Source organism: Nonomuraea sp. NPDC049655 (assembly GCF_044465465.1).
GTDB lineage: Bacteria > Actinomycetota > Actinomycetes > Streptosporangiales > Streptosporangiaceae > Nonomuraea.
On record NZ_JBITLS010000010.1, the window covers coordinates 289399 to 301074 of the forward strand.

Below are 11676 nucleotides of genomic sequence, written 5' to 3' on the forward strand. Positions count from 1 at the left end.
CTACGTATTGGGCCCCGCACGCCGGGCCCGTCACTGCGTAATACGTATCGATTATCGGAAGGGCTCGCGATGACCAAGGTATTAGTGATCGGCGGCGGCCCGGCGGGCTCGATCGCCGCGACGCTGCTGGCCCGCAACGGAATGGACGTCCGGCTCCTGGAACGCGAACGTTTCCCGCGTTACCACATCGGCGAGTCCGTCTCGCCGTCCTGCCGGACGATCATCGACTACGCCGGGGCGCACGAGAAGATCGAGGAGCGCGGCTATCCCGTCAAGGAGGGCCTGCTGCTGCGCTGGGGCGCCGAGCGCGACTGGACGGTGAACTGGGCGGCCACCTTCGGCCCCGAGGTGCGCTCCTGGCAGGTGGACCGGGACGACTTCGACCAGGTGCTGCTGGACCACGCCGCCTCCCAGGGCGTCGAGGTGATCCAGCGGGCCAGGGTCAGGCGGGTGCTGTTCGAGGACGGCCGCGCCCGTGCCGCCGAGTGGGACCGCGGCCTGGAGCGCTTCGATCACGTGGTCGACGCCTCCGGACGCGCCGGGGTACTGTCGGCGCAGCACTTCCGTGACCGACGCCCGCACGACGTCTTCAGGAACGTCGCCATCTGGGGCTACTACCAGGGCGGCGAACTCCTTCCCGACACGCCGGGCGGCGGCATCAACGTGATCTCCTCACCGGAAGGGTGGTACTGGGTGATCCCGCTGCGCGGCGAGGTGTTCAGCGTCGGCTTCGTCACCCACCAGACCCGCTTCCTGGAGCGGCGCGCCCACTACCGGTCGCCGGAGGAGATGTTCCACGCGGTGGTGGCCGAGTCGCCGACCGTGGCGGGGCTGATCGGCAGGTTCACCGGCCCGGTGCGCGTCGAGCAGGACTTCTCGTACGTGGCCGACTCCTTCTGCGGCCCCGGCTACCGCATCGCCGGCGACGCCGCCTGCTTCCTCGACCCGCTGCTGTCGACCGGCGTGCACCTGGCCATGTACAGCGCCCTGCTGGCCGCGGCCTCGATCACGGCCACCGAACGCGGCGAGGTGAGCGAGCAGGAGGCCCTGGGCTTCTACGAGTCCCTGTACCACAACGCCTACCAGCGGCTGCTGACCATGGTCTCCTCGGTCTACCGGCAGTACCGCGGCCGGGCCAGCTACTTCTGGCTGGCCCAGCACCTGATCAGGGGCGGGGCGTCCGACCACGCGTTCGCCGCGATCACGGCCGGGCTGTCCGACCTGACCGACGCCACCACCGCCGGCGGCACCGCGCCGATGAGCGAGCTGGTGACCGCCGCCCACGACGCGGGGCTGCGCGCCCTGCGCAACGTCACGCCCGCCGGCAGCACCCTGGCCCCCATGCGCATGGACGCCAACGACCTGTACGACGCCGCCACCGGCCTCTACCTGACCGCTCACCCCCGGCTCGGCATCAGCCGCTCACTGACGAGGACGCCTTGATGAAGTCACTGGTCCGCCTGCTCCTGCCGCTCGCCTTACTGGCGGCCCTGCTCTCCCCCGCCCCGGCGACGGCTGCCCGGACGCCCGCCCCGGCCGCGGGCGGGCAGGCGTTCGCCGGGCAGGCGGAGGCCATGCGGCGGCTGTCGTTCATGATCGGCACGTGGGCGGGGGCGGGCTGGACCGTCACGCCCTCCGGCACCCGGCAGGAGTTCCTGCAGACCGAGCGGGTGCGCTGGCAGGCGGGCGACCTGGTGATCTCGGTCGAGGGGCAGGGCCGCGACAAGGCGGACCCGCGCACGATCGTGGACAGCGCCCTGGCGGTGATCAACTACTCCGAGGCGACCGGCCAGTACCGCTGGGAGGCGTTCTCGCGCGGCTACGTCACCACGGTGGTGCCGGTGGTCGGCGACGACACCTTCGAGTGGAGCCTCCAGACGCCCGCCTACACCAGCCGCTACACGCTGACGTTCACCGGCACCACCTGGCACGAGATCGGCGAGACCACCGTGGACGGCGGCCAGACCTGGCACCAGAACTTCCAGATGGACCTGCGCCGGCTCTACTGACCCCTGCGCACACTTGTACAAATGTAACACTGTGCGAAAATTTGGTAGCAATACGTGCATAGTCCCAGGTCGGCCGGGTACCGCGACTCCATAGGCTCCTCGTCCTGGAGGAAACCGTGGACATCAATATTGGCCAAGGCCTGACGGACGCCTGGCGACAGGTCGCGACGTTCGTGCCCAGGCTGGTCGCGTTCCTGGTGATCCTGATCATCGGGTGGATCGTGGCGAAGGCGCTGCAGAAGCTCGTGGACAAGATCCTGGACCGCGTCGGGTTCGAACGGGCGGTACACCGCAGCGGCGTGCAGCGCTGGCTCGAAAGCAGCCGGTACGACGCCAGCGGGCTGCTCGCCAAGCTCGTCTACTACGCGATCCTGCTGATCACCCTGCAGATCGCCTTCAGCGTCTTCGGGCCCAACCCGATCTCGGCGCTGCTCAACGGGGTGGTGGGCTGGCTGCCCAAGGCCGTGGTCGCCATCGTGATCATCGTGATCGCCGGGGCGATCGCCCGGGCCGTCCGGGACCTCGTCGACGGCGCGCTCGGCGGGCTGTCCTACGGGCGCTGGCTCGGCATCGCGGCGGCCGTCTTCATCTGGGCGCTGGGCATCATCGCCGCGCTCAACCAGATCGGCGTCGCCACGACCGTCACGACCCCGGTGCTCATCACCGTGCTCGCCACCATCGGCGCGATCATCGCCATCGGCCTCGGCGGCGGGCTCGTCCGTCCGATGCAGCAGCGCTGGGAGCGCTGGATCGGCCGGATCGAGGCGGAGGCGCCGCAGGCCAGGGCGCACGCCGAGGCGTACCAGCGGGGGCGTGAGGACGCCCGCTCGATGACCCGGCCCGCCGAACCGGCCCGCACCACACCCGGCGCGCCCGGCACGACCGGCACGACCGGCACGACCGGCCCGACCGGCCCGACCATGGGCCCGACCGGCGGGACGACCGGCGGGGCGACCCGCGCGGACCTCCCGCCGGAGAGCTGAGCTCCGTGTGGCCGGGACAAGCGCCCGGTCACGCGGACCCCTCACGGACGGCCGGCCGGCGTGAGCGGGGGCCGGTGCCGGGTGGTGGCCGTCTGAGCGCGGGACGTCCGGCGCGGGGTCAGGCGGGTTCGGCGAGGAAGCCCTGTTCGCGGGCGAGCCAGCAGACCGCCGTCAGCCGCAGCGCGGGCGCGTCGTGGTCGCCGCTGAAGATCCAGCCGCGGTGGCGCAGCTCGTCGAGGAAGCCCAGCAGATAGTCGCCGAGGGTCTCGCGGTCGAGCGGGATCGCGTCACGCAGCAGCGCCGCGTGCTGATCCACGGCCGCGACCAGCGCCGGCTCGCACTCCATCCTGGCGAGCTGGGCATGGCCCAGCGTGTCCATCAACCACCGCAGGGGCGCATGCGCCCAGCCCTCCTCGAAAACCACGCGCCAACTTTAAGGCATCGCCCGAGGTCAGCCCGCCTGGGGGGCGGGTGGCGGGGTGAGTCGTGCGCTCGGTCGTGCACTCAGTCGAAGGGCAGTCCGACGTAGTTCTCCGCCAGCGTGGTCGCCGCCGCCTCCGAGGAGGTGACGTAGTCCAGGTAGGAGGTCTGGAGCCGGCGCCCGTACGCGTCGTCCTCGTCGAAGGTGTGCAGCAGCGTCGTCATCCACCAGGAGAAGTGCTGCGCCCGCCACACCCGCTTCAGGCACGCCGCCGAGTAGCCGTCGAGCAGCTCCGTCGAGCCGTGCTCGAAGAACGCCGCCAGCGCCTCGGTCAGCACCCGGACGTCGGCCACGGCCAGGTTCAGCCCCTTGGCGCCGGTCGGCGGCACGATGTGGGCGGCGTCCCCGGCCAGGTAGAGCCGCCCGTACTGCATGGGCTCGGCGACGAAGGAGCGCATCGGCGTGACGCCCTTCTCGATGATCTCGCCCGTGGTCAGCTGGAAGCCCGGGACGGTCTCCAGGCGGGCCTTCAGCTCGGCCCAGACGCGCCCGTCGGGCCACTGCGCCACGTCGGCGTCGGCCGGGACCTGCAGGTAGAAACGGCTGACCGTGGGCGAGCGCATGCTGTGCAGCGCGAAGCCGCGCTCGGTCCTGGCGTAGATCAGCTCCTCCGACGACGGCGCCACCTCGGCCAGGACGCCGAGCCAGGCGAAGGGGTACTCCCGCTCGAACACCTCCAGGACCCCGTCCGGGACGCTCGGCCGCGAGACGCCGTGGAAGCCGTCGCACCCGGCGATCACGTCGCAGTCGAGCCGCTCGCCGCCGAAGGTGAGGTACGGCTCGGACTCCGGCGAGTGCACCTCGACGTCCTCGACCTCGAACCGCAGGTCGCCGCCCGCCGCCAGCCGGGCCGCGATCAGGTCCTTGACGACCTCCTGCTGGCCGTAGACGGTGATGGCCCGGCCGGGGACGAGCTTGTCGAAGGCGATGCGGTGGCCCGCGCCGCCGTACCGCAGCTCGATGCCGTGGTGCGGCAGGCCCTCGCGCAGCAGGCGCGCGCCGACGCCCGCCTCTACGAGCGTGTCCACCGTGCCCTGCTCCAGGACGCCCGCGCGGACCCGCCGCTCGACGTAGGCGCGGCTGCGCTTCTCCAGCACCACCGAGGAGATGCCGCGCAGGTGGAGCAGATGAGACAGCAGCAGGCCAGCGGGGCCCGCGCCGATGATCCCGACCTGAGTTCGCATGAGGGAAGTCTGCTGCCTGCCTGCCCCCGGAGCCGAGTAGCCTCTTCCACTGAGTGGAAGATGTGCGCAGGAGTGTGGTCATGTCCGGAGGAGCCCGGCGTCCGGGGCAGACGGTGACGTCCAAGGTGCTGGCCATCCTGGGGGCGTTCGACGCGGCCCATCCGCAGCTCACGCTGACCGACCTGGCCAGGCGGAGCGGGGTGCCGCTGAGCACGGCCCACCGGCTGGTGGCCGAGCTGGAGGAGTGGCAGGCGCTCAGCCGCTCCCCCGACGGGCGGCTGCGGGTGGGGCTGCGGCTGTGGGAGCTCGGCCAGCTCGCGCCTGGCAGCCTCCAGGGCCGCGCGCACCCCTGGCTCCAGGAGCTGTTCGCCACCACCGGCGAGAACGTGCACCTCGCCGTCCGCGACGGCCTGGAGGTCCTGTACGTGGACAAGGTGTACGGCAGGCGGGCCGTGCCCATCGTCTCGCGCACGGGCGGGCGGCTGCCGATGCACCCGACCGGGGTGGGCAAGGCGCTGCTGGCCTTCGAGCCGGAGTGGTTCGTGCAGGCGTACCTGGCCCGCGCGCTCGAACGGCCCACACCGCACACCGTCACCGAGCCGGGCCGGCTGGCCAGGGAGCTGGCGACGGTGCGGGCGCAGGGCTACGCGCTGACGCACGAGGAGATGACGCTCGGCTCGTGCTCGGCGGCGGCGCCGGTCGTCGTGGACGGGCGGGCGGTGGCCGCCGTGGGGATCGTGCTGGCCTCGCGGCGCGCCCGCGAGCTGCCCCGGCTGGTGGACCCGCTGCTGGAGACCGCCGCCCGGATCGCCGCCGCCTGCCGGGCCCCCTGACCGGCCGCGGGACGGCGATCAGTCGGTGAACCTCTGGATCCGGTCCTTGAACAGGGTGGTCGCGATGGCCGCCTTGTGCGGCTGCCCCTTCAGGAACGCCTGGGCGAAGCTCTTGGCCTGGTCGTAGGAGACCTTGCCGGGCATGGGCGGCTCGTTCGGGTTGACGTCCACGTCCACCAGGGCGGGGCCGTCGTGGGCGAGCGCCTGCCTGATCGCCGCGGCCACGTCCCCGGATTTGGTGACCTTGGCGCCGAACCCGCCGCACGCCCTGGCCCAGACCGAGTAGTCGGCCTCCGGCTGGGCGAAGCGCACGCCGTGCTCGGGGTAGCCGAGGACCATCTGCTCCCACAGGATCTGGCCGAGCGAGTTGTTGTTGTTGATGACGACCTTGACCGGCAGCCGGTGCTGGGCGGCGGTCAGGAACTCGGCCATCAGCATCGCGAAGCCGCCGTCGCCGACGTAGGCGATGACCTGCCGGCCGGGGAAGGCGTGCTGCATGGCGATGGCGTACGGCAGGCCGGGCGCCATCGTGGCCAGCGTGCCCGACAGGTAGAACTCGCGCCCGCCGCGGATCGTCCAGTGGCGGGCGGCCCAGGTGGCGATCGTGCCGCTGTCGCAGGTCAGGATGGCGTCGTCGGCGGCCAGGTCGTCCAGGACGGACATGGCGTACTGGGGGGCGATCGGGTCCCTGTCGGGGTTCTCCAGGCTGTCCATGTCGGAGCGCCACTTGGCCATGAGCTTCTGGTACTTGGCCAGGTGTCCGTCGCCGCCGCGCCGGGTGAGCAGCGGCAGCAGCTCGCGCAGGCCCTCCTTGGCGTCGCACACCACGGGCACGTCGGTCGGCACCCGCGCCCCGGCCCTGGTGGGCTCGGCCTCGAACTGCACCACCCGCGCCTTGCCCGGCTCGGGGAGGAACTTCGTGTAGGGGAAGTTCGTGCCGATCATGAACAGGACGTCGGCCTCGTCCATCAGCTCCTCGCTCGGCTTGGTGCCGAGCAGCCCGATCCCGCCCGTCGTGTACGGCGAGTCGTCCGGGACGACCGCCTTGCCGGGCAGCGTCTTGACCACCGGCGCGCCCAGCGCCTCGGCCACGGCCAGCACCTCCTGCCGGGCGTGCAGCGCGCCCTGCCCGGCCAGGATGGCGGGCCGTTCGGCGGCGTTGAGCACCTCGGCGGCGCGCGCCAGGTCCTCCCGGCGCGGCAGCCCCGAGGGCCGCAGGTAGATCGGCGCGGTCTCCGGCGCGCGCACCGGCGCGACCGTCCGGTACGGGTCCTCCTCCGCGTCGGCCACCTGGATGTCGTTGGGCAGCGTGAGGTGGGCGACGCCGCGCCGCGCGTAGGCCGTCCGGACGGCCAGGTCCACCAGCGAGGGCAGCTGGGCCGGGTTGGTGATCATCATGTTGTACTCGGCCACGTCGGCGAACAGCTTGTCGAGGTGGACCTCCTGCTGGTAGCCGGTGCCGAGCACGGCGGTCTCCTGCATGCCGGTGATGGCCAGCACGGGGACGTGGTCGAGCTTGGCGTCGTAGAGGCCGTTGAGCAGGTGGATGCCGCCGGGGCCGGAGGTGGCCAGGCAGACGCCGATCCGTCCCGTGGCCTTGGCGTAGCCGGTGGCCATGAAGGCGGCGGCCTCCTCGTGGTGCACCAGCACGAACCGCACCCGGTCACGATGACGGCGCAGCCCCTCCATGATGCCGTTGATGCCGTCGCCCGGCAGGCCGAAGACGGTGTCCACGCCCCACTCGGCGAGCCGTTCGATCAGGGATTCGGATGCGATACGAGCCATATTGGCGGCTCTACCCCGCACCGCCGTCCACAGACCTCGTCACGAAAATCATTGTCATCTCTGGGGATTCGCGGGTATGGACCCGGCATGCGCATTCTGGTCACAGGAGCCACCGGCACCCTCGGCAGGGCCCTCGTGCCCGTCCTGCTCAAGGCGGGACATCGGGTACGGGCGCTCAGCCGTACCCGGCACGAGGACCGCGGGGGCGTGGAGTGGGTGTGGGGCGATCTGGCCTCGGGCAAGGGCGTCGCCGAGGCCGTCCGGCAGGTCGAGGCCGTCGCGCACCTGGCCACCGGCGGCCGGCAGGGCCGCGCCCAGGTGGACCTGGCCGGCACCCGCACGCTGACCGCGGCGGCCCGCGCGGCCGGGGCCTCGCACGTGCTGCTGCCCTCGATCGCCGGCGCGGACCGCGCGCCCGGCCACCGGCACAAGCTGGAGGCCGAACGGCTGGTCAGGGAGAGCGGCATGGCCTGGACGGTCGTCCGCGCCACCCCGTTCCACCAGTCGGTGGACCGGCTGCTGCGCGACCTGGCGGCGCTGCCCGTGCTGCCCATGGACCGCTCGCTGCTGTGGCAGCCGGTGCACGTGGACGACGTCGCCGGCCGCCTGGCCGCGCTGCTGGCCGGCGGCCCGGCCTGCGCCGTCGTCGAGTACGGCGGCCCGCAGGTCCTCGGCACCGAGGAGCTGACCAGGACCTGGCTGGACGCCCGCCGCCTGCGCCGCCTGTGCCTGCCGGTGCGCATCCCGGGCAGGCTGGCCGCCGCGCAGCGCGCGGGCGCGTTCACCACCGAGGCCGACCCCAAGGGCCGGATCACCTGGCACGACTACCTGTTCCCGCCGCCGCCCGTGCCCTCGGACGACTTCGCCGAGGAGCACACCGCCTCGCCGACCAGCCCGGCCACGCAGCCCGAGCGGGACCCATCGGTGCGCGTCTACGGCGGCGACGAGGGCTACCAGCGGCCTACCCGCGGCTGACCCGCGGCCGATCCGCGGCCGATTCGCGGCCGATCCGCGCCGACCCGCGGCTGGGACCGGTTACCGATTCGTTAGGCACCCCCCTCTTGCTGGGCTTTCTCCGCCGTCGGTACCGTCACTGAACAACTTGTTCAGCCTGACCGATCGAGAGGTTCGATGACGGACCTGGGCACCCGCATCCGGGTCTACCGAGGCATGCGCGGCATGACCGTGCGCGCCCTGGCCGGCGAGGCCAAGGCGAGCCCCAGCTTCATCAGCCAGCTCGAACGCGGGCAGACCAGCGCGAGCATCGGCATGCTGCGCAGGATCGCCTCCGCGCTCGGCATCACCGTGGCCGACCTGTTCAACGAGGACGACGAGCCCGCCCACCGCGTGGTGCGCCGCGCCGAGCGTCCCGAGCTGGCCACCGCGCCGGGCACCCGCAAGTTCCTGATCTCCCAGCGCCCGCTGCGCACTGTGGAGATGTACGCCGGCGAGTTCGACCCCGGCGCCTCCACCGGCGACGAGCCGTACACGCACGGCGACTCGCAGGAGATCTTCCTCGTGCTGCGCGGCAGCCTCACGCTCTGGCTGGGCCCCGCCGGGTCCGCCGCCGCGCACCCGCTGGGGCCCGGCGACAGCGTGGAGTACCGCACATCGGTCCCGCACCGGGTGGTCAACGACGGCGACGAGACCGCCGAGGTGCTCTGGGTGATCAGCCCGCCCACCCCGTCCGCCGGGGACAGAGCGGATGGGGAATCAGCGGAGGGGCACGTAGCAGCCGTGGAGGCAGAACAGTCATGACAGGCATCCCGCTCACCGACGACTACGCCAACGGGGGCGTCTCGTTCTGGTACCGGCAGATCGGCCTGCCCGCCAGGCGGCCCGCGCTGCCCGGCTCCCGCGAGTACGACGTGGCGATCGTCGGCGGCGGCTACACCGGCCTGTGGACGGCGTACTACCTGAAGAAGGCCCAGCCCGACCTGCGGATCGCGATCCTGGAGAAGGAGTTCGCCGGGTTCGGCGCCTCCGGGCGCAACGGCGGCTGGCTGTCGGCCGAGTTCGCCGGCTCCCGCGAGCGGCACGCCCAGGCCCGCGGCCGGCAGGCCATGATCGACCTTCAGCACGCCATGTTCCGCGCGGTGGACGAGGTCATCGACGTCACCCGCGCCGAGGGCATCGACGCCGACGTGCACAAGGGCGGTCTCGTGCACGTGGCGACCAACCCGGCCCAGCGGCGGCGTCTCCGCGAGGAGGTCGCCGACCTGCGCTCCTGGGGCTACGGCGAGGACGACATGCGGCTGATGGACCGCGACGAGCAGCGCGAACGCCTCCAGGTGGCGGGCACGCTGGAGGCCGCGTACTCGCCGCACTGCGCCCGCGTGCAGCCGGCCAAGCTCGCCGTCGGGCTGGCCTCGGCCGTGGCCGCGCTGGGCGTGGACGTCTTCGAGGGCACGACGGTGACCGAGATCCGGCCGCGCGTGGGCGGCGGCAAGGCGACCGCGCACACGCCGCTCGGCATCGTCTCGGCCGACTACGTCATCCGCGCCACCGAGGGCTTCACCGCGTCACTGGCCGGGCAGCACCGGCAGTGGCTGCCGATGAACAGCTCCATGATCGTCACCGAGCCGCTGCCCGCCGAGGTGTGGAAGCACATCGGCTGGGCCGGGCACGAGCTGCTCGGCGACCAGGCCCACGCCTACGTCTACGCCCAGCGCACGGCCGACGACCGGATCGCGATCGGCGGGCGGGGGGTGCCGTACCGGTTCGGGTCGCGTACCGATCGCCGGGGGGCCACCCAGGCGCGGACGGTGGCGCTGCTGTGGCGGATGCTGGTGAAGCTCTTCCCCGCGGCGGCCGACGCGCGGGTGCAGCACTCGTGGTGCGGCGTGCTCGGCGTGCCGCGCGACTGGTGCTCGACCGTGCATCTCGACCACGCGAGCGGGCTCGGCTGGGCCGGCGGGTACGTCGGCAGCGGCGTCACCACCACGAACCTGGCCGGGCGCACGCTGCGCGACCTGGTGCTGCGGCGGGACACCGAGCTGACGGCGCTGCCGTGGGTGGGCCGGCAGGTGCGGCAGTGGGAGCCGGAGCCGCTGCGGTGGGCGGGCGTGCAGCTCATCTACACGCTGTTCCGGGCCGCCGACCGCCACGAGAACGACCGCGGCACCGGCACCTCGCTGTACGCCCGCCTCGGCAACCTCGTCTCGGGCCGCTGACCTCCACTCTCCGGTGAGAGGTCAGGGGCCGCCGGCGCCCTGCCAGGGGTCGTAGTCGACCTCCAGCGGCTCCTGCGCCGGCCGCTCGCCCTCCGGCACGTGCTGGAGGTTGACCCGGATCCGGTACCACACGCTGCTGCGCCCGCGCATGCCGTCGACCAGCACGTCGGCGGGCTCCAGCAGGGCCGCGACCTCGGGGTGGCGGGCCTTCCAGCGGTCGAGGCCGGCCAGGGCCTCCTCCTTGTGCTGGGCCCTGGCGATCTCGATGACCGGCATGGTCTGCTGCCTGCGCCCGCTGCCCTTGGGCGGCTTGGGCGCGGGCCCGAGCTCCTCGGCCAGCTCCAGCAGGCCGTCGAGCGACCCGGCGTGCAGGTCCATGTCCTCCCACGGGTCGCCGAGCTCGGCCAGCCGCTTCGGCACGCTGTCGACGGTGAACTCCTCGGGCCGGCAGCCGGGCACCTCCTCCCAGCTCAGCGGGGTGGACACGCGGGCGTCTGGCACCGCCCGCACCGAGTACGCCGAGGCCACCGTGCGGTCGTAGGCGTTCTGGTTGAAGTCGACGAACACGCCGTGGCGCTCCTCCTTCCACCACCGGCTGGTCGCCAGGTCGGGGGCCCGCCGCTCGACCTCGCGCGCCACGGTCTCGGCCGCCTTGCGCACCTGGGCGAACGACCACCGCCGGTCGATCCGGGCATAGACGTGGAACCCCCGCGACCCGGACGTCTTGGGCCAGGCGACCAGCCCGTGGTCGGCCAGCACCTCGCGCGCCACCTGCGCGGTCGCCAGCACGTCGGCCCACCCGACGCCCGGGACGGGGTCGAGGTCGATGCGCAGCTCGTCGGGCCTGGCCAGGTCGTCGGCGCGGACCGGATGGGGGTTGAGGTCGACGCAGCCGAGGTTGACCACCCAGAGCAACTGCGCCAGATCGGTGCAGACCACCTCTTCGGCGCTCAGCCCGGACCGGTAGCGCAGCTCGGCCACCTCGATCCAGTCGGGCCGCTTGGCCGGCGCGCGCTTCTGGAAGAACGCCTCCTGCTCGATGCCGTGGACGAACCGCTTGAGCACCATCGGCCGCCCGTGCACGCCGCGCAGCGCCGCCTCACCGACCGCCTGGTAGAACCGGATCAGGTCGAGCTTGGTGTGGCCGGACTGCGGGAAGACCACCTTGTCGGGGCTGGTGACGCGGACGGAACGGCCCGCGACCTCGATGTCAGGCATGAGATCACGA

At 72.6% G+C, this 11676-nt stretch carries 11 protein-coding genes; 7 read left to right on the forward strand and 4 right to left on the reverse strand.

The features are described 5' to 3' along the window. The first annotated feature begins 69 nt into the window (after nt 1–69). From ACIBQ6_RS31125 to ACIBQ6_RS31135, 3 genes are all read left to right on the forward strand, one after another. Entirely contained in the window at nt 70–1443 is a 1374-nt protein-coding gene (locus ACIBQ6_RS31125) for an NAD(P)/FAD-dependent oxidoreductase (protein WP_397216181.1), read from the forward strand. Further along, nucleotides 1443–2009, forward strand: coding sequence for a hypothetical protein (locus ACIBQ6_RS31130; protein WP_358285374.1), 567 nt, complete (start codon nt 1443–1445; stop codon nt 2007–2009). The genes ACIBQ6_RS31125 and ACIBQ6_RS31130 overlap by 1 nt, the downstream gene beginning before the upstream one ends. A 122-nt stretch (nt 2010–2131) precedes the next feature. Beyond that, nucleotides 2132–2992: a hypothetical protein gene (locus ACIBQ6_RS31135; RefSeq protein WP_397216348.1), complete on the forward strand. Its 861-nt coding sequence runs from the start codon at nt 2132–2134 to the stop codon at nt 2990–2992. Nucleotides 2993–3110: 118 nt separating this feature from the next. Here the strand turns inward: ACIBQ6_RS31135 and ACIBQ6_RS31140 are convergent, their stop codons facing one another. Both ACIBQ6_RS31140 and ACIBQ6_RS31145 read right to left on the reverse strand, forming a co-directional pair. Beyond that, entirely contained in the window at nt 3111–3416 is a 306-nt protein-coding gene (locus ACIBQ6_RS31140) for a DUF6401 family natural product biosynthesis protein (protein ID WP_358285370.1), read from the reverse strand. 80 nt (nt 3417–3496) lie between these two features. Beyond that, nucleotides 3497–4657: a 4-hydroxybenzoate 3-monooxygenase gene (locus tag ACIBQ6_RS31145; protein ID WP_397216183.1), complete on the reverse strand. Its 1161-nt coding sequence runs from the start codon at nt 4655–4657 to the stop codon at nt 3497–3499. A gap of 80 nt (nt 4658–4737) precedes the next feature. On the opposite strand from ACIBQ6_RS31145, the gene ACIBQ6_RS31150 reads away from it, so the two are divergent. After that, entirely contained in the window at nt 4738–5490 is a 753-nt protein-coding gene (locus ACIBQ6_RS31150) for an IclR family transcriptional regulator (protein ID WP_397216185.1), read from the forward strand. An 18-nt stretch (nt 5491–5508) separates the two neighbouring features. Here ACIBQ6_RS31150 and ACIBQ6_RS31155 read toward each other — a convergent pair whose 3' ends face one another. Beyond that, complete coding sequence (locus ACIBQ6_RS31155; RefSeq protein WP_397216187.1) at nt 5509–7275, reverse strand: thiamine pyrophosphate-dependent enzyme; 1767 nt, start codon at nt 7273–7275, stop codon at nt 5509–5511. Nucleotides 7276–7362: 87 nt separating this feature from the next. Between ACIBQ6_RS31155 and ACIBQ6_RS31160 the strand changes: the two genes are divergently transcribed. From ACIBQ6_RS31160 to ACIBQ6_RS31170, 3 genes are all read left to right on the forward strand, one after another. Next, nucleotides 7363–8250, forward strand: a complete 888-nt coding sequence (locus tag ACIBQ6_RS31160) for an NAD(P)H-binding protein (RefSeq protein WP_358285360.1) — start codon at nt 7363–7365, stop codon at nt 8248–8250. 156 nt (nt 8251–8406) lie between these two features. Further along, nucleotides 8407–9033 carry a cupin domain-containing protein gene (locus tag ACIBQ6_RS31165; protein ID WP_352356863.1) on the forward strand — a complete coding sequence of 209 codons (627 nt, stop codon included), beginning with the start codon at nt 8407–8409 and terminating at the stop codon, nt 9031–9033. Continuing rightward, nucleotides 9030–10448: an FAD-binding oxidoreductase gene (locus ACIBQ6_RS31170; RefSeq protein ID WP_358285358.1), complete on the forward strand. Its 1419-nt coding sequence runs from the start codon at nt 9030–9032 to the stop codon at nt 10446–10448. Before ACIBQ6_RS31165 ends, ACIBQ6_RS31170 begins: the two co-directional genes overlap by 4 nt. Before the next feature lie 21 nt (nt 10449–10469). On the opposite strand, the gene ligD is transcribed toward ACIBQ6_RS31170, so the two are convergent. Beyond that, on the reverse strand, nt 10470–11666 hold the full coding sequence (gene ligD, locus ACIBQ6_RS31175) for a non-homologous end-joining DNA ligase (protein ID WP_358285356.1): 1197 nt from the start codon (nt 11664–11666) through the stop codon (nt 10470–10472). Between the last annotated feature and the right edge of the window lie 10 nt (nt 11667–11676).